The sequence below is a fragment of the Burkholderia lata genome (assembly GCF_902499025.1).
GTDB lineage: Bacteria > Pseudomonadota > Gammaproteobacteria > Burkholderiales > Burkholderiaceae > Burkholderia > Burkholderia lata_C.
In genome coordinates this window covers 146,713-163,590 of sequence record NZ_CABVPW010000005.1, presented here as the reverse complement: position 1 = coordinate 163,590, position 16,878 = coordinate 146,713, and the positions used below count along the sequence as shown (strand labels likewise).

General features: G+C 66.2%; 15 protein-coding genes. 2 read left to right on the top strand and 13 right to left on the bottom strand.

What is annotated here, in order from left to right:
- Positions 1–39: 39 nt before the first annotated feature.
- Together BDI24065_RS07070 and rimO are read right to left on the bottom strand one after the other, a co-directional pair.
- Positions 40–966: a sugar kinase gene (locus BDI24065_RS07070; RefSeq protein ID WP_175030597.1), complete on the bottom strand. Its 927-nt coding sequence runs from the start codon at positions 964–966 to the stop codon at positions 40–42.
- A 3-nt stretch (positions 967–969) separates the two neighbouring features.
- Positions 970–2,331: a 30S ribosomal protein S12 methylthiotransferase RimO gene (gene rimO / locus BDI24065_RS07065; protein WP_175030596.1), complete on the bottom strand. Its 1,362-nt coding sequence runs from the start codon at positions 2,329–2,331 to the stop codon at positions 970–972.
- 283 nt (positions 2,332–2,614) lie between these two features.
- Here rimO and BDI24065_RS07060 point away from each other — a divergent pair, with 283 nt between their 5' ends.
- Positions 2,615–2,869, top strand: a complete 255-nt coding sequence (locus BDI24065_RS07060) for a hypothetical protein (RefSeq protein ID WP_175030595.1) — start codon at positions 2,615–2,617, stop codon at positions 2,867–2,869.
- A gap of 16 nt (positions 2,870–2,885) precedes the next feature.
- Here the strand turns inward: BDI24065_RS07060 and BDI24065_RS07055 are convergent, their stop codons facing one another.
- From BDI24065_RS07055 to BDI24065_RS07020, 8 genes are all read right to left on the bottom strand, one after another.
- Positions 2,886–3,926: an NAD(P)/FAD-dependent oxidoreductase gene (locus tag BDI24065_RS07055; protein WP_175030594.1), complete on the bottom strand. Its 1,041-nt coding sequence runs from the start codon at positions 3,924–3,926 to the stop codon at positions 2,886–2,888.
- 213 nt (positions 3,927–4,139) lie between these two features.
- A complete protein-coding gene (locus BDI24065_RS07050) occupies positions 4,140–4,985 on the bottom strand; it encodes a lysozyme inhibitor LprI family protein (protein ID WP_175030593.1) in 846 nt (281 codons plus the stop codon).
- Positions 4,986–5,392: 407 nt separating this feature from the next.
- On the bottom strand, positions 5,393–5,959 hold the full coding sequence (phaR, locus tag BDI24065_RS07045; RefSeq protein WP_006485265.1) for a polyhydroxyalkanoate synthesis repressor PhaR: 567 nt from the start codon (positions 5,957–5,959) through the stop codon (positions 5,393–5,395).
- Positions 5,960–6,078: 119 nt separating this feature from the next.
- Positions 6,079–6,819 carry a 3-ketoacyl-ACP reductase gene (locus tag BDI24065_RS07040; RefSeq protein WP_011352240.1) on the bottom strand — a complete coding sequence of 247 codons (741 nt, stop codon included), beginning with the start codon at positions 6,817–6,819 and terminating at the stop codon, positions 6,079–6,081.
- Between the two features lie 135 nt (positions 6,820–6,954).
- The gene (locus BDI24065_RS07035) at positions 6,955–8,136 is read right to left on the bottom strand and encodes an acetyl-CoA C-acetyltransferase (protein WP_175030592.1); all 1,182 of its coding nucleotides are present in this window, start codon (positions 8,134–8,136) and stop codon (positions 6,955–6,957) included.
- A gap of 98 nt (positions 8,137–8,234) precedes the next feature.
- The gene (gene phaC, locus BDI24065_RS07030; protein ID WP_175030591.1) at positions 8,235–10,100 is read right to left on the bottom strand and encodes a class I poly(R)-hydroxyalkanoic acid synthase; all 1,866 of its coding nucleotides are present in this window, start codon (positions 10,098–10,100) and stop codon (positions 8,235–8,237) included.
- Positions 10,101–10,460: 360 nt separating this feature from the next.
- A complete protein-coding gene (gene pgeF / locus BDI24065_RS07025; RefSeq protein WP_175030590.1) occupies positions 10,461–11,300 on the bottom strand; it encodes a peptidoglycan editing factor PgeF in 840 nt (279 codons plus the stop codon).
- A gap of 6 nt (positions 11,301–11,306) precedes the next feature.
- Entirely contained in the window at positions 11,307–12,515 is a 1,209-nt protein-coding gene (locus BDI24065_RS07020) for an RluA family pseudouridine synthase (protein WP_175030589.1), read from the bottom strand.
- Positions 12,516–12,556: 41 nt separating this feature from the next.
- On the opposite strand from BDI24065_RS07020, the gene BDI24065_RS07015 reads away from it, so the two are divergent.
- On the top strand, positions 12,557–13,381 hold the full coding sequence (locus BDI24065_RS07015) for an outer membrane protein assembly factor BamD (protein ID WP_031402950.1): 825 nt from the start codon (positions 12,557–12,559) through the stop codon (positions 13,379–13,381).
- A gap of 121 nt (positions 13,382–13,502) precedes the next feature.
- Here the strand turns inward: BDI24065_RS07015 and BDI24065_RS07010 are convergent, their stop codons facing one another.
- From BDI24065_RS07010 to BDI24065_RS07000, 3 genes are all read right to left on the bottom strand, one after another.
- Entirely contained in the window at positions 13,503–15,749 is a 2,247-nt protein-coding gene (locus tag BDI24065_RS07010) for an ATP-dependent DNA helicase (protein WP_175030588.1), read from the bottom strand.
- 55 nt (positions 15,750–15,804) lie between these two features.
- Positions 15,805–16,020: a YdcH family protein gene (locus tag BDI24065_RS07005; protein ID WP_006755091.1), complete on the bottom strand. Its 216-nt coding sequence runs from the start codon at positions 16,018–16,020 to the stop codon at positions 15,805–15,807.
- 77 nt (positions 16,021–16,097) lie between these two features.
- On the bottom strand, positions 16,098–16,850 hold the full coding sequence (locus BDI24065_RS07000; RefSeq protein ID WP_175030587.1) for a hypothetical protein: 753 nt from the start codon (positions 16,848–16,850) through the stop codon (positions 16,098–16,100).
- Positions 16,851–16,878 lie beyond the last annotated feature (28 nt).

Here is a 16,878-nt window from a genome sequence, read left to right as displayed (position 1 = left end):
TCGTTCGTGCGGTACCGTGGCCGGCGTGCGCATGGCACGTCAGCCTTGCATCAGGCGCTCCACCGCATCGCGGTGCGGAATCGGCGCGACAGCGCCGTAGCCCGTCGTCGACAGCGCCGCGGCGGCGTTCGCATAACGCGCCGCTGCGAACGGATCGTCGCCCGCGACGATCCGCGCGACGAAGGCGCCGCCGAAGCAGTCGCCCGCGCCCGTCGCGTCGACGGCTTCCACCGCGAAGCCGGGCACGACGCGCCGCTCGCTCGGCGTCGCCACATAGGCGCCTTCCTTGCCGAGCTTCAGCGCGACGACCTGCGGCCCGTGTTCGAGCATCGCATCGACGATCGCATCGCGATCGTTCGCGCCCGTGAGTGCCGTCACGTCATCCCAGCTGGGCAGGCAGATATCCGTCTGGCGCAGCGCCTCACGCATCACCGCGCGAGCGCGCGGCAGCGGCCACAGCTTCAGCCGCAGGTTCGTGTCGAAGCTGACCTTCGCGCCGTTGCGGCGTGCATGGTCGATCGCCGCGAACGCTGCGTCGCACGCTGCCGTGCTGATCGCGAGACTGATGCCCGACAGGTGTACGGCCTTCGCGGCGGCCAGCGCGTCGAGCGGCAGGTCGCCTGTTGCATAGCGGCTCGCCGCCGAGCCTGCACGCAGGTAGTCGAACTGGTGGCCGTCGGCGCCGTGCGTGACGAAATACACGCCGGTCGGCGCCGCGCGGTCGATCCGCACGTACGTCGCATCGACGTGTTCCGCTCGCCACATGTCGGCGAGCAGGCGGCCGAACGGATCGTCGCCGATCGCCGACACGAAGCCCGTCGACGCGCCCTGGCGCGCCGCGGCGATGCAGAAGTTCGACGTGTCGCCGCCGAAGCCTTGCAGGAATTCAGGCCGGCCCGGCTGCGACTGGTTGAACTCGATCATCGCCTCGCCGAGCGCGAGGATCTCCGGAAATGCCGCGGTCATCGATTACACCTCGCCCCACAGATCGTGGCCGTCGGCGCCCGTGATCTTCACGGACACGAAATCGCCGACCTTGTAGCGCTTCGATGCCTTCGCTGCCGGCTCGACATAGACGACGCCATCGATCTCCGGCGCATCGGCCGCCGTGCGGCCGATCCCGCCTTCCTCGCTGACTTCGTCGATCAGCACCTTGAGGGTCTTGCCGACCTTGCGCTGGATACGGTTCGCCGACACTTCTTCGGCGACTTCCATGAAGCGCGCGCGGCGCTCTTCGCGAACCTCGTCCGGCAGCGCGCCGTCGAGTTCGTTCGCGGTTGCGCCTTCGACCGGCGAGTAAGCAAAGCAGCCGACGCGATCGAGTTCCGCCTCGCGGATGAAGTCGAGCAGCGTCTCGAACTGCTCTTCCGTCTCGCCGGGGAAGCCTGCAATGAACGTGCTGCGGATCGTCAGGTCCGGGCAGATCTCGCGCCACTTCTGTACGCGCTCGAGCACCTTCTCGGCGTTCGCCGGGCGCTTCATGCGCTTCAGCACTTCCGGGTGCGCGTGCTGGAACGGCACGTCGAGGTACGGCAGCACGTGGCCCTTGAACGGGCCTTCGGCCATCAGCGGAATCACTTCGTCGACGCTCGGATACGGATACACGTAGTGCAGGCGCACCCATGCGCCGTACTGCGCGGCGAGTTCGCCGAGCGCGGCGACCAGGTCCGTCATGCGCGTCTTGATCGGCTTGCCGTTCCAGAAGCCCGTGCGGTACTTCACGTCGACGCCGTACGCGCTCGTGTCCTGCGAGATCACGAGCAGTTCCTTCACGCCCGCCTTGAACAGGTTCTCGGCTTCCAGCATCACTTCGGCGACCGGGCGCGACACGAGGTCGCCGCGCATCGACGGGATGATGCAGAACGTGCAGCGGTGGTTACAGCCTTCCGAAATCTTCAGGTACGCGTAGTGGCGCGGCGTGAGCTTGATGCCGGCGGCGGGCACGAGATCGGTGAACGGGTCGTGCGGCTTCGGCAGGTGCGAATGCACGGCCTGCATCACTTCGCCCACCGCGTGCGGGCCGGTGACGGCGAGCACCTTCGGGTGGACTTCCTCGATCAGGTTCGAGCCGCTGGCGCTCGACTTGGCGCCGAGACAGCCGGTGACGATCACCTTGCCGTTCTCGGTCAGCGCTTCGCCGATCGCGTCGAGGCTTTCCTGCACGGCTTCGTCGATGAAGCCGCAGGTGTTCACGACGACGAGGTCGGCACCGTCGTAGGTGCCGGAGATTTCATAACCTTCGGCGCGCAGTTGCGTGATGATCTGTTCGGAGTCGACGAGCGCCTTCGGGCACCCGAGGGATACGAACCCTACTTTGGGGGATTGGGACATCTGGAATGTGGGGGCGTGGCAGCAAAAGCGTGAGTTTACAGCGATTTAGTGTCCGGCGATCCAAAAACGAGCGGTGGACGACGATGCGGACCGCCCGCTCGAATGCCCGGCCCGCTCCGGGTGTGCTGTCGCGCCGGATTTGATATGCCCCTTCATTTCGCGCGAAGCCGTGTCGTGGTTCTGCCCCCACCGCCCCTCAGCGAGCAAGAATCGCCCCGGCACCGCTACCCACTATGCGAAAATCCAGGCGTCCATCCTTTTCAATCGACCCAACGGGGTTCGCATGACCACCCACATCACGATCGAATTCACCGAACACGCAGCGGAAGCCATCGGCGAGCAGACCAGCACCAGCTTTTCGTATGACCAGGGCGCACACGTGCCGCAACCGGGCGACTTCGTCGAACTCGAGAATTCGCGCCAGACGTTTTTCGTGATCGGCCGCGTGTTTTCGCTCAAGGCCAACTACAGCGCGGTCAAGCTCGTTCTCGACCTGCCTCCGCCGGACGGCGAGCAGGATTTCGATTCGGCGCACTGACGCACGACGAGACGCGTTACGCACCCATGATCGCGCTCGCGGCCAATCGGCCAAGCTGAGGCGCCAGAATCACGCCGGGGTGACCGACAACGGCATAGACACCTGCGACACCCGCCAGGAAACCGTTGATCGGCGCCCCGTCGTTCGTCATCGGTCGAAGCGCCGATTTCGCGGAGAGCGGCGTGAGGGTCGGCGGATCGACAAACAAGGCCGAAATTTCCGAGGCCGTACGCGCAGCGAGCGCTGCCAGCCCGTTGCCTCCCTCCTCCGGAGGATCCGCGGCCGACAGCAGGCTGCCCGACGGGCCGACCCGCACTTCAAGATCCTGCCCGTAGAGCAAGTGGCTGATCAGCCCCGGCTCGGCCGCGAAACGCATCAACACGGCCGGCTCCTCGCGAACCGGCAACGACACACCCAAGCCTGCCGCAATGGCAACCGCAGAAGCTGCATTCGCCAGAACAACGACATCCGCCGGCACATGCCCATGCGCGGTATGTACACCGACAGCGCGTCCGTTACGCGTTTCGACCGCTTCGACTGCACAACCGCACCGGATCTGCGCGCCGGCGGCTTGCGCACCGGCCAGCAATTGATGCGTCAAGTCGACCGGCTCGACCACGAAATCGTCCGGCGCCCACGCGATCAACTCGGGAAGCCGTGCAAGACGCGGCTCCATCCGGGCGACCTCTCGACGCCCCAACGCTTCCATTTGCACACCCGCCGCGCGCTGCTCGTCGATCAAGGCAGCCGTCTGCGTGTCCGTGTCCAGCCAGACAAGCGCTCCGCGCGTCGTCACCGGCAACGGGCCCAGTTCACGCTCGAGCCTCGCGAACTCCGGGAGCGCTCCGAGCGTGCGAGAGAATCTGGACGGGTCTTCGGAAGGAAACGCACTGCCGGTACCCACCCAGCCGAACGACCAGTGAGTCGCGCCGCCTGCGGCCGCCGTCTGCTGCTCCAGCAGCGTGACCTGTGCGCCCGATCGCGCAAGATGCCATGCGGTGGATGCACCGACGATGCCACCACCGATCACGACGACGCGCAGCGAGTTGTGTCCCATGAGCGACATTCGGGAGTTGCGGGGATCCGACTATACCGTCCGCCCCGCTTCGCCGCTGTGCGGTTGCCTGCCGTCGAGCATCGCGAATCGTCTTGCCCTCTCGCGCCCGGCATCGACACGATCAATCGATCGACATCCAAGGCACTCGACGCGTGCAGACGAAACAAAAAAGCCCGCCGAGGCGGGCCTTGCTGAAACTCTGGACACGGCGCTTCACCGCATGTCCGGAAACACCGACGCCTTCAGGCACCGATCGAACCACACGGCATCATCCCCATCCCCGATCGGCCACATTTCCGCATCGAGTTGCGGCAACCCGGCCACCGGCGCCGACGCGTGGTTATCGCCACCGGACGTCCCCGCACGCATCCACGCCGATTGCGCTCCACCGTTGTCGCACGCACTCCCATGCGCCTGCGCTTCGCAGAACGCCACGGGCCGCACCTTCCCGCCATCGGCCGTGCTCACCGACCGGTACTGATAAACCGCACCGGTCGCCCAGTCCTCGCTCTGGCTGCAGACCCGCGCGCGATGCTGTACATGGACCGCGCCGAAACACGCGTAGGAAACGTGCGCGCCACTCGCATCGTCGGGAATGAAATCGCAGTTTGCATCGAAACCGGTGAGCGGGCCGCCCGTGTATTTCGCGAGCCACTGGCGCTCGGCCTGCGCACGCGCGATCAACCCTTTGTTCGATTGATCGGCCAGCACCGCGGTGCGCCGATCGAGTGCCTTGCGCACTTCGTCGACGGCCAGCGGGCGCCCTTCGTAATCGGCGCCGAGACGGTTGTTGCGCGCGTCGATCCAGCGGCGCTGGCTGCGCACCAGCATGTCGCGGATAGCCGTGTCCGGTGCGGCCTTCAGCGCGCCCGCGTACGCCGAATTCATGCGCGCGTCGGCCGCGCGCAGCACGGAACTCGCGCAGATGCGCTTCTCGATCGGCTGGACGGCTTTCGCGCAATCCATCGCCAACGCCGGTACCGCCACGCCAACACCCATCATGAACATCGAAGCAAGGCCTGCCAGCCTGCCGGCCGATGCCATTCGAATTCCACGCATGCTCTCTCTCAGTCGGTTTTTCTTGGTCGCACTGCATCGAAACGGCATCGCCCATCACGGGCTGCCGTGCCCGGGCGCCGGTATCGCATTTCGCCGAAGGCAGCTCCACCGCGCAGCGCCGCTCATGGTACGCGCGTCTGCGCGAACGCACACCATCAGGCGTAGTGCGCCCCGGTGTTCCTGCGTAACTGACTGGATCTCGATCGACTGGACAACGGTCATGCACGCCCGAACCCGGCGCGCGCATTCGATACCGACGGTCATGAACGACCGTCGGCGAGAGGGTCCGGCAGGCGGCAGCCGCACATCGTCGCGCTCGAATGCACGATCGGCCGCACCGCACCGCGCTGCTTCGCGGCACCGACGCCCGACGGATTGCCCGCCGCGGTCGGCCTGCCGCGAAACCGTTACTTCTTCTCCGGCTCCGACGCGCCCGGCTGCTTGAACGGGAACGTGCTGAACATCGACTTCGCCTGGTTCTGCATCTGCTCCTGCATCTGCACGAACATGTTCTTCGACTGCTCGATGTAGCTGGTCATCATCCCTTGCATCATCGGCGCCTGCATGTTCATGAACTGCGACCAGACTTCCGGATTCATCGCATTGCCTTCGTACAGGTTCTTCGACTGATCCGCGAGCTTGTTCTGGATGTCGATGAACGCCTGGATGTTCTTTTCCAGGTACGTACCCATCATGCCCTGCATCGCATGCCCGTAGAAACGGATGATCTGCGACAGCATCGACGACGAGAACATCGGCACGCCGCCGCTTTCCTCTTCGAGGATGATCTGCAGAAGGATGCTGCGCGTCAGGTCTTCGTTGGATTTCGCATCGACGACCTTGAAATCCTCCTGCTCCAGCACGAGTTGCTTCACGTCGGTCAGCGTAATGTACGTGCTTGTCTCGGTATCGTAGAGCCGACGGTTCGGGTACTTCTTGATGAGCCGTTCGGCCGTCTTCTTTGTAGTAGTCATGTAACGCCTTTGAGTGCAGCGTAGCGGAAGTGACGAATCCCCGCCGCCCGAATCCGGGAGGCGGGGGCCTTCGGAAAACGCCCGGCTGCGCGGCCACCCGGCCCGCGCAGCGCGGACGCTCAGCCCATGTGCAGGCCGCCGTTCAGCGAGAAGTCGGCGCCCGTCGCGAAACCGGAATCGTTCGACGCGAGCCACGCGACGATCGAACCGATTTCCTCCGGCCCGCCGAGACGCCGCACCGGGATCGTCGCGACGATCTTCTCGAGCACGTCCGGGCGAATCGCCTTCACCATGTCGGTGCCGATGTAGCCCGGCGACACGGTGTTGACCGTCACGCCCTTCGTCGCGACTTCCTGTGCGAGCGACATCGTGAAGCCGTGGATACCGGCCTTCGCGGTCGAGTAGTTGGTCTGGCCGAACTGCCCCTTCTGGCCGTTCACCGACGAAATGTTGACGATCCGGCCCCAGCCGCGTTCGACCATCCCGTCGATCACCTGCTTCGTCACGTTGAACAGGCTCGTCAGGTTGGTGTCGATCACGGCCGTCCAGTCTTCGTGCGTCATCTTGCGGAACACGACGTCGCGCGTGATGCCCGCATTGTTGACCAGCACGTCGATCTCGCCGACTTCGGCCTTGACCTTGTCGAACGCTTCCTTGGTCGAGTCCCAGTCGCCGACGTTGCCTTCCGACGCGATGAAATCGTACCCGAGCGCCTTCTGGTCCTCGAGCCATTTCACCCGGCGCGGCGAGTTCGGGCCGCAACCTGCGACCACCTTGAAGCCGTCTTTCAACAGGCGCTGGCAGATGCTGGTGCCGATGCCGCCCATCCCGCCCGTTACGTACGCAATTCGCTGAGACATAAATCTCACTCCATTTTTTGGTTTCGAGAGCTGCCGGAGGCCCCCTCTGACTTCACGTGACGCCGGCCGAAGCCGCAATCGGCCGGCACACGGATTCGGTTCGCTGGCCGCGAACGGCCGCTGACGAGCGGCCGGTTACGGACGCTCGACTGCGAGCGCGACGCCCATCCCGCCGCCGATGCACAGCGACGCCAGCCCGCGCTTCGCATCGCGCTTGGCCATCTCGTGCAGCAGCGTCACCAGGATCCGGCAGCCCGACGCGCCGATCGGGTGGCCGATCGCGATCGCCCCGCCGTTCACGTTCACCTTCGACGTGTCCCAGCCCATCTGCTTGTGCACCGCCAGCGCCTGCGCCGCGAACGCCTCGTTGATCTCCATCAGGTCCAGGTCGCCCGGCGTCCAGCCCGCGCGCTCCAGGCACCGGCGCGATGCCGGCACCGGGCCCATCCCCATCACGCTCGGATCCACGCCCGCATTCGCGTACGCCTTGATCCGCGCCAGCGGCGTCAGGCCGAGTGCCGCCGCCTTCTGCGCCGACATCACCAGCACCGCCGCCGCACCGTCGTTCAGACCCGACGCGTTCGCCGCCGTCACCGAGCCGTCCTTCGAGAACGCCGGCTTCAGCCCGGCCAGCGATTCCGCCGTCACGCCGTGACGCACGAATTCATCGGTGGCGAACTGCAGCGGCTCGCCCTTGCGTTGCGGAATCGCCACCGGCACGATTTCGTCGTCGAAGCGACCGGCCTTCTGCGCGGCTTCCGCCTTGTTCTGCGACAGCGCCGCGAATGCATCCTGCTCTTCGCGCGTGATCCCGTATTCCTTCGCGACGTTCTCCGCCGTGATGCCCATGTGGTACTGGTTGTACACGTCCCACAGGCCGTCGACGATCATCGTGTCGATCAGCTTCGCGTCGCCCATCCGGAACCCGTCGCGCGAGCCCGGCAGCACGTGCGGCGACGCGCTCATGTTCTCCTGGCCGCCCGCGATCACGATCTCCGCGTCGCCCGCGACGATCGCGTTCGCCGCCAGCATCACGGCCTTCAGGCCCGAGCCGCACACCTTGTTGATCGTCATCCCCGGCACTGCGCTCGGCAGGCCGGCCTTGATCAGCGACTGGCGCGCCGGATTCTGCCCGGAGCCGGCCGTCAGCACCTGGCCCATGATCACTTCGCTGACCTGATCGGGCTTCACGCCCGCACGCTCCAGCACCGCGCGGATCACCGTCGCGCCCAGCTCGGGCGCCGCAATCTTCGCAAGCGAACCGCCGAATTTGCCGACCGCGGTCCGCGCGGCCGATACGATCACTACGTCCGTCATTTCCCTTTCCTCCAGGCCCGCACGACACGGCGCATCGCTACCGGCCCTGTTAAAAAACTGCGGTGCACCGGACAGCGTGCGCCGCTGTCCGGTTTTCGTCAATCGCGCTGCAACACGTAGCGCCCCGGCGCCGGCTCGATCACCGGGAACTGCGCGGCACCAGGCTGGGCAGGCGGCGCCACCTTGCGGCCGCCGTACTGGTCGAGCCATTCGACCCAGGTCGTCCACCAGCTGCCCGGCTGCTCGGCCGCACCGGCGAACCAGTCGTCCGCCGATTCGGGCAGGTCGCTGTCGTTGACCCAGTAGCTGCGCTTCTTCTTCGCCGGCGGATTGATCACGCCTGCGATGTGCCCCGACGCGCCGAGCACGAACTTCAGCGGGCCCGACAGGATCGACGTGGATGCATAGGCCGTCTGCCAGGGCACGATGTGATCCTCGCGCGAGCCGTAGATGAAGGTCGGCACGTCGATCAGCGTCAGGTCGACCGATTCGCCGCACACGGTCAGCGCGCCCGGCTCGCGCAGCTTGTTCTCGAGATAGGTATTGCGCAGGTACCACGCGTACATCGGGCCCGGCAGGCTCGTCGAATCGCTGTTCCAGTACAGCAGGTCGAACGGCGCCGGCGTACGGCCCTTCAGGTAGTTGTCGACGACGTAGTTCCACACGAGGTCGTTCGGCCGCAGGAACGAGAACGTGTTCGCAAATTCGACGCCGCGCATCAGCCCCGGCTGCGACCCGTTCTTGCCGCCGATCGTCTGCTCGCGCATCTGCACGTGCGACTCGTCGACGAACACGTCGAGAATGCCGGTGTCGGTGAAGTCGAGCATCGCGGTGAGCAGCGTCATCGACGCAGCCGGATGTTCGCCGCGCGCGGCGAGCACCGCGAGCGCGGTCGCGAGCATCGTGCCGCCGACGCAGAAGCCGAGCGTGTTGATCTGCTCGCGGCCGCTGACCTGCTGCACGGCGTCGATCGCCGCGAGCAGCCCTTCGTTCATGTAGTCGTCCCACGTCTTGTGCGCGACCGATGCGTCCGCATTGCGCCACGACACGAGGAACACCTGATGGCCGTTCGACAGCGCATGCGCGACGAGCGAATTCTCGGGCTGCAGGTCGAGGATGTAGAACTTGTTGATGCAAGGCGGCACGATCAGCAGCGGCCGCTCGAACACCTTGTCCGTCTTCGGCGTGTACTGGATCAGCTGGATCAGGTCGTTCTCGTAGACGACCGCACCTTCAGTACACCCGAGGTTCTTGCCGACCACGAACTGCGATTCGTCGGTCTGCGAAATTTTGCCGCGCTGCATGTCGCCGAGCAGGTTCATCATCCCTTGCCGCAGGCTTTCGCCCTGCGTTTCGAGGATCGATTTCTGTGCGTCGGGATTGAGTGCGAGGAAGTTGCTCGGCGCGGCCGCGGCCGTCCATTGCTGGACCGTGAAACGAATGCGCTCGCGCGTCTTCGGATCGGCCTGGAGCGCGTCGGCCAGTTCCTGCAGATAGCGCGCGTTGAGCAGATACCAGGCCGCCGCGAACGCATGCGCCGGCGACGCCTTCCATGCATCGCCGCTGAAGCGGCGGTCCTTCAGTTCGGGCGACTCGAGCTTCGCGGCGGTGGCCTGCTGCATCAGCGCCATGCAGTCACGCGCGTAATCGGCCTGCAACGCCTGCAGCCGCTCGGGCGGAATCGCGGCGGCCGGCAGCTTCAGCCCGGCGAACGGCGACGCCATCGCGCCGAAATCGGGCATCGACGGCATCTGGAACGGAAACGATGTCGGAAACTGGAATGTCGCGAACGGATTCACGGTGGCCGATGCAGTCGCGGCGCGTGCCGGATCTGCAAAACCGCGCCACGCGTTCAACCACGACTCGAACATCTGCTGCATCGGCTGGGCGGCCGGATCGAAACCAATGCTGCCCGTGGAAGTGCCCGCCTGAGCGGACGTCGACGATTTTTTCGATGCTGTCATTACCTGCCTTACCGGTGATTCGTGAGCGTCTATCGTGAAATCCTGCTCGCGCGCGGCGTGCCGGCTGCGAGCCGGGCCGTCATGCTCTGGAGAGGCGTCTCCAGATTCTGCCGCAGTGCGGTATTTTTATCATTATCGTTTTCCCCATGTGAAGCGCCATGTCAAACCACTGAACATTTCCGTACGGAGATAATCCTCGCGCAACAGACGGGACAAGGGTTCCGGCGAAACATAAAACATTTTGATTGACTTGACTTCGCGATTATTCATTCAGTCGCGCATGCAACGCGGCATGGCCGCCGAAATATCAAGATAACCCGATTTTGCGGCGCAGCAAACTCCACGCGCATGCGCCTTCCGTCAATCAGCCAGCCAGATCGCCGCCGCCATGCGGCCCGTCACGCGATCGCGCCGGTACGAATAGAAGCGATCCTGTTCGGTGACCGTACAGGCCGCCCCGCCACTCACGTGCGCAACACCCGCACGCGCGAGACGCAGGCGCGCGAGCGCATAGAGATCGGCGAGAAACTTGCCCGGCGCGCCATCGATCGCGACGAACGCCAGCCGGGTTTCATCATGCTCCGACTGCGGGGCCGTGTCGAGAAACGCGTCGCGCACGTCGGCACCCACCTCGAACGCCTGCGGGCCGATCGCCGGCCCGAGGTACGCATGAAGCGCATCCGTCGCACCGCCGGCCAGTGCCGCGACGCGCGCCGCGGTCTGCTCGACGATGCCGGCCGCCAGCCCGCGCCAGCCTGCATGCGCGGCGCCGACTGCACGGCCCTGCGAGTCGCACAGCAGCACGGGCAGGCAATCCGCGACCATCACGACGCAGACGGCACCCGCCCGGTCGGTGACACTCGCGTCGGCCTGCACCGGCGCCGCAGCCGCAGGCGCCGCCGCAATCACCTCGTCCGCACGCACGATCTGCGCGCCGTGAACCTGCTCGAGCCACGCAGCGTTCGACTGGCCGGCCAGCGCGAGCAAGCGCGCGCGATTCCCGGCGACATGGGCCGGATCGTCACCGGTATGCAGGCCGAGATTCATCCCGCCCGGCAGCGCATCACCGCCCTGCCAGCGCCCGTACGGGCCTTCGCTCTCCCCGCCGTCACGCGTCGTGATCAGCGCGCGCACGCGCGGCGACACCTGCCAGTCGGGCTGTACGCAGTCCTGCCACGTCAACGGCGCCAGGTTCGTCATCGGCACTCACTCCTCCTCATCGTCCAGGTACGGCTCGTCATCCTGATACTCGCCGCCGAAATCGTCATCGTCGTAGACACCGTCATCGTCGTCGAATTCCTCGTCGCCCTGCCCGAAGCCGAGCGCCGCGACGAGTGCGTTCAGGTCGTCCGGCAGCGGACAGCGCCATTGCATCGCCTTGCCCGTGACCGGGTGCACGAGACCGAGCCGCCACGCATGCAGCGCCTGTCGTGCGAACCCGTCCGGCAGCGGCGTGACCGAACGCTTGCCGCGCGCGCGGCCGTACACCGGATCGCCGAGCAACGGGTGCCCCGCGTGCGCGCAGTGCACGCGGATCTGATGCGTGCGACCGGTCTCGAGATCGCACTGGATCGCCGAAACCGGCTGACGTTGCCACAGACATGTGTCAACCGTGCGGAAATGCGTGCGGGCAGGCTTGCCGGATGCGCCCGTGACGACGGCCATGCGCGTGCGTTCGCGCGGATCGCGACCGATGGGCGCGTCGATCGTGCCTTCCTCGGGCATCGTGCCCCACACGAGCGCGAAATAGCGGCGCTTCACCGTGCGGGCCTGCAACTGGCGCACGAGGTCCGTCTGCGCGGCCAGCGTGCGCGCGACCACCATCAGGCCCGACGTCTCCTTGTCGAGCCGGTGGACGATCCCTGCGCGCGGCAGGCCGGCCGCCGCGTCGCCATAGCGATGCAGCAGCCCGTTGAGGAGCGTGCCGCTCCAGTTGCCGGCGGCCGGATGCACGACGAGGCCGGCCGGCTTGTTGATGACGACGAGCGCGTCGTCCTCGTAGATCACGTCGAGCGGCACGGGCTCCGGCGTGAACGCGAGCTGCTCGGGGAGCAGGTCGGGCACGAGCTCGATCTTCGCGCCGAGCGGCACCGGCTGGCGGATCTTCGCGGGCGCGCCGTCGACCAGCACGCGCTGCGCCTCGATCCAGCTCTGCAGGCGGCTGCGCGAGAATTCGGGGAACAGCTGGGCGAGCGCCTTGTCGAGGCGCTCACCCGCGAGCGACAGCGGCACTTCGACGACGCGAGGCGCTTCATCGACCGCCGCGGACGGCACGACAGGCGCTTGCATTGCGTCGCCGGCCAGATCGTCATCGAGGGAATCCCCCGAGGCAGCGTCGGCGGGCCGATCGCTTGGGCTATAATCTTCGCGATTTGGTGTGCCCGGCTGGGCATTCTGCGAACTTGAACGGGTCATTTAGACTGGGTCACCGAGACTTGAAGCTAGGACATGCGAGCATGATGAATTCGACCAAACGCACGGCCAGAACCGTCGCCGCCCGGGCTGCGGCGGTAGCGGCCGCGGCCCTCATCGCCGGCTGCCACGGCTTGCCGCAGAAGCAGGACGAGACGGCTACCTGGTCGAACAACAAATTATACTCAGAGGCCCAGGACGCGCTGTCCGGCGGCGACTGGGGCAAGTGCGCGAAATATTTCGAATCGCTGCAAGGCCGCGATCCGTTCGGCCATTTCGCGCAACAGGCGCAGATCAACGTTGCATACTGCAACTGGAAGGATAACGAAGCGGCCGCTGCCGACCAGGCCGTCGATCGCTTCATCCAGCTCCACCCCGATCATCCGGATATCCCGTACGCGTACTACCTGAAGGGGATGATCCACTTCAACGACGATCTCGGCCTGTTCGGGCGCTTCTCCGGCCAGGACATGAGCGAGCGCGATCCGCAGGCACTGCGCGAATCGTACGATGCGTTCAAGGTCGTCGTCGATCGTTTCCCGAAGAGCAAGTACGCACCCGACGCCGCCGCACGGATGCGCTACATCGTCAATGCGCTCGCGTCGCACGAAGTGCACGCTGCCGACTACTACTACCGGCGCGGCGCCTACGTCGCAGCCATCAACCGTGCTCAGCTCGCGATCAAGGACTACAAGGGCGCCCCGGCGATCGAGGACGCGCTGCACATCATGATCCTGTCGTACGGCAAGCTGAACCAGCCGCAACTCGCCGAGGACACGAAGCGCGTGCTCGCAGGCACGTTCCCCGACAGCCCGTACGTCACGGGCCATTCGCGCCCCGGCACGAAGAAGTCGTGGTGGCAGTTCTGACGAAAGCACCGTGCAGCGCCCGCTGCACGAACAAAAAACCCGGCCATCGAGCCGGGTTTTTTTATGGGCGCCGCATTCAGGCGGCGCCGGTGCGATCGCGCGACGACTGCCGCGCGCGCCGTCACGTGCGCTTTGCCGATCGTTGCTCGTCGAAGAAGTCCTGGACGACCGCGATCTCGCGGGTGCGCTTGAACGGCGGCAGGCTCTGCCAGATCCGGCGCCCGTAGGGCTTGTCGACGAGCCGCGTGTCGCAGATCATCAGCACGCCGCGATCCGTCTCCGCGCGAATCAGCCGGCCCGCGCCCTGCTTCAGCGTGATCACGGCCTGCGGCAACTGGTGCACGGCGAACGGGCTCAACCCCTTCTTCGTCAGCGCGTCGAGCCGCGCGGCCAGCACCGGATCGTCCGGCGGCGCGAACGGCAGCTTGTCGATCACGACGAGCGACAGCGCGTCGCCGCGCACGTCGACGCCTTCCCAGAAACTCTGGCTGCCGACCAGAATCGCGTTGCCGTACGCACGGAAACGATCGAGCAGCTCGGTGCGGCTTGCATCGCCCTGCACAAGCAGCGGCGTGGTCCAGCCGCGCGACTCGATCACGTCGCGCAGCTTCGACGCGATCCGGTCGACCGCGCGCAGCGTCGTGCACAGCATGAACACGCCGCCACCGGACGCCTCGATCGCCGGCAGCGCGGCATCGAAGACGGCATCGGTAAACGCCGGCGAAGACGGTTGCGGCAGGTTGCGCGGCACGTACAGCAGCCCTTGCGACTGGTAGTCGAACGGGCTCGCGAGCGTCATCGAGCGACGCGAGCTGAGGCCCATCTGAGCCGCGTAGTGCGTGAAATCGCCGCGCACCGACAGCGTGGCCGACGTGAACACCCACGCACGCGGCACGCCCGCGCGCTGCTTGGCAAAGATCGGCGCGACCGACAGCGGCGTTTCGTGCAGCTGGACGGTATGCGCGAATACTTCGACCCAGCGCACCTTCTCGTTCGGATCGCCGTCGGCTGCCGCCTTGTCGCCGGCGGCCGCCGCATCGGCCTTCGCGGCCGCTTCCGTCGCGCCGGGCGCGACCCAGCCGGCCAGCAGGTCCTGCAGCTCGCGTGCGCGCCGCAGGCACGCGCCGAGCGATTCCGCCCGTTCGGCCTGGCTTGCAAGTGCCGACGCCAGCGCATCGAGCGCAGCTTCGAGCGCGTCGAGCGCGCCGAACATCGGGTGATCGTCGCCGAGCTGGGCGAGCGACATGCGGACGATCTGGTCGTTCGCGAACGCAAGGCGCAAGTCGCGCGCCGCGCGCTCGAGATCGCCGCCGAGCTTCACCCACTCGACCGCGTCGCGTGCATAGCTCAGGCCTTCCGCCACCGTGTCGCGGGCGAGCTCGAGAATCTGGGTCGTCGACAGCGTCTCGCCGAAGAACAGCGTCGCCGTTTCCGGCAACTGGTGCGCTTCGTCGAAGATGACCGTGTTCGCGTTCGGCAGCAACTCGGCCATCCCGGTATCGCGCAGCATGATGTCCGCGAAGAACAGGTGGTGGTTGACGACGACGACGTCGGCCTGCTGCGCCTCGCGCCGCGCCTGCATCACGAAGCAGTCCTTGTAATGCGGGCATTCCTGGCCGAGGCAGTTGTCGCGCGTCGACGTAACCATCGACCACACGGGCGCCGTTTCCGGCACGCTCGCGAGCTCGGCCTTGTCGCCGCTCTTCGTGATCTTCGCGAAACGGACGATTTCCTGCAGGTAGGCCGTATCCTGCCGCGACGGCAACCGGCCGTTGTCGGCCGTGCGTTGCAGGTAGTAGTGGCACAGGTAGTTTGCACGCCCCTTCAGCATCGCGACCGACACCGGCACCGCGAGTGCGTTGCGCACGGTCGGGATGTCGCGCGCGAACAACTGGTCCTGCAGGTGCTTCGTGCCGGTCGACACGATCACCTTGCCGCCCCACAGCATCGCGGGCACGAGATACGCATAGGTCTTGCCGGTACCCGTGCCGGCCTCGACGATCAGCGTGTTGTCGCCTGCGTCGCTATCGGGTTCTGCTGCAGCAGCGTCCGCGCCCGGCTCGGCCGATTTGTCGCCGTCGCCGAGGCGACGCGCCGGCCGCTTGCGGGTTTCGAAGATCTCGGGTTCGGGCATCCGGCGCGCGGACGCTTCCATCGCGGACGCGACGGCGCGCGCCATCTCGATCTGCGACGTCCGTGGCCGATAGCCGTCGAGCGCACGCGCCAGCAATCCGCCTTCGCCAAAGATCGTGTCGAGTTCGTCGACGCGCTTGCGGCTCAGCTCGAAGGTGCCTTCGGGCGCACGAGCGCGCCCGGCGGGCGACACGTCGCGCCGGGCATCGGGGGTGGCTTCAAGCGGTGAATTCAAGGCAAGCGTTCCTGTGTCCAGCGCCCGGGCGGCGCCGGCGCTTGCCAGGCCGCGCTCAGGCGCGCTTATCCGGTTCCAGCTGCGATTGCAGCAAAATGATTTTGTCCTTGGCCGCCAGCTTTTCCTTCTTCAGGCGGTGCAACGTGATGTCGTCGATGTCGGAGTGTCCTTCCTTCAGCTCGATCTCCCGAGCGAGCTGCTGGTGCTGCTCCTGCAATGCAGCCAAACGGTTGTGCAATTCCTGCTGCTGTTCCGTAGGACGGTTTTGCATATGCGCCTCCTCATCGAAGCAGCGCGCCGGCTGGCGTGCCAGCGCGCACGAGACTGATTCCGGATCAATCCAACACGTTACTGCCCCTGCTGTTGCTTCTGCTGCGCCTTCTCGGCCGCTTCCTTCTGACGCTGCTCGACATCGGCCTTGTGCTGCACGGCTTCCTTCTGCTTCTGCTCGTAGCGCGCGGCGTTGTCCGCCCGCTCCTGCGCCTTCTGCGCGGCCTGCTTGTGCGCCTGGTCGAGCTTGCGCTGGAAGTCGCCCTGCTTCTGGTCGTATGCCTGCTTGCTCGCCGCGCGCTGCGGCCCTTCAGCACCGCGCTGCGCCTGCTTCAGAGCATTCTGCTCCTGCTTGTCGCGGAACGCAGCGGCGTTGGCCGCGTCGTTCGCCGCGCGCTGCGGCGCTTCCGCCGCATCCTGCGCCTGCTTCAGCGCCTGCTGCTGGTCACGCTGCTGCGCGCGCACCGCGCGCTGCTCGTCGTTGAGCGCGAGCTGCTCCTGGCGGATGCTCGCCCGCTCGTCGCGCATCTGTTCACGCGCCTTGCCGAGACAGTGATTGACGAAGAACTTGCTGTAGCAATCGTGCTCCGCCACCGCATAACGATAATCGTTTTCCGCGGAGCGTTGATTGAGCACTTTTTGACGGGCGTCGAAATCCGGTGCGGCCGTGACCGTCACGGGTGCGGCCGAGGCGGCGGCCGGCGCGGTTGCGCCCGAAGCTTGCGCGAACGCGCCGGAAGGCCCGGCAGACAAAGCCGCGGCGAGCGCTGCGCCGAGCGCGACGAGAGAAATTCGGGAAGTTGGCAACGTCGTAGGAAAGCTGCGGGACATGTGTCAAATTCTATCACCCCCGGCTGGG

What these genes read in the sequence shown, in the direction of transcription:
- BDI24065_RS07070 (WP_175030597.1), bottom strand. Translation starts at nt 966, where the DNA reads ATGACCGCGGCATTTCCGGAGATCCTCGCGCTCGGCGAGGCGATGATC.
- rimO (WP_175030596.1), bottom strand. Translation starts at nt 2,331, where the DNA reads ATGTCCCAATCCCCCAAAGTAGGGTTCGTATCCCTCGGGTGCCCGAAG.
- BDI24065_RS07060 (WP_175030595.1), top strand. Translation starts at nt 2,615, where the DNA reads ATGACCACCCACATCACGATCGAATTCACCGAACACGCAGCGGAAGCC.
- BDI24065_RS07055 (WP_175030594.1), bottom strand. Translation starts at nt 3,926, where the DNA reads ATGGGACACAACTCGCTGCGCGTCGTCGTGATCGGTGGTGGCATCGTC.
- BDI24065_RS07050 (WP_175030593.1), bottom strand. Translation starts at nt 4,985, where the DNA reads ATGCGTGGAATTCGAATGGCATCGGCCGGCAGGCTGGCAGGCCTTGCT.
- phaR (WP_006485265.1), bottom strand. Translation starts at nt 5,959, where the DNA reads ATGACTACTACAAAGAAGACGGCCGAACGGCTCATCAAGAAGTACCCG.
- BDI24065_RS07040 (WP_011352240.1), bottom strand. Translation starts at nt 6,819, where the DNA reads ATGTCTCAGCGAATTGCGTACGTAACGGGCGGGATGGGCGGCATCGGC.
- BDI24065_RS07035 (WP_175030592.1), bottom strand. Translation starts at nt 8,136, where the DNA reads ATGACGGACGTAGTGATCGTATCGGCCGCGCGGACCGCGGTCGGCAAA.
- phaC (WP_175030591.1), bottom strand. Translation starts at nt 10,100, where the DNA reads ATGACAGCATCGAAAAAATCGTCGACGTCCGCTCAGGCGGGCACTTCC.
- pgeF (WP_175030590.1), bottom strand. Translation starts at nt 11,300, where the DNA reads ATGACGAACCTGGCGCCGTTGACGTGGCAGGACTGCGTACAGCCCGAC.
- BDI24065_RS07020 (WP_175030589.1), bottom strand. Translation starts at nt 12,515, where the DNA reads ATGACCCGTTCAAGTTCGCAGAATGCCCAGCCGGGCACACCAAATCGC.
- BDI24065_RS07015 (WP_031402950.1), top strand. Translation starts at nt 12,557, where the DNA reads ATGATGAATTCGACCAAACGCACGGCCAGAACCGTCGCCGCCCGGGCT.
- BDI24065_RS07005 (WP_006755091.1), bottom strand. Translation starts at nt 16,020, where the DNA reads ATGCAAAACCGTCCTACGGAACAGCAGCAGGAATTGCACAACCGTTTG.
- BDI24065_RS07000 (WP_175030587.1), bottom strand. Translation starts at nt 16,850, where the DNA reads ATGTCCCGCAGCTTTCCTACGACGTTGCCAACTTCCCGAATTTCTCTC.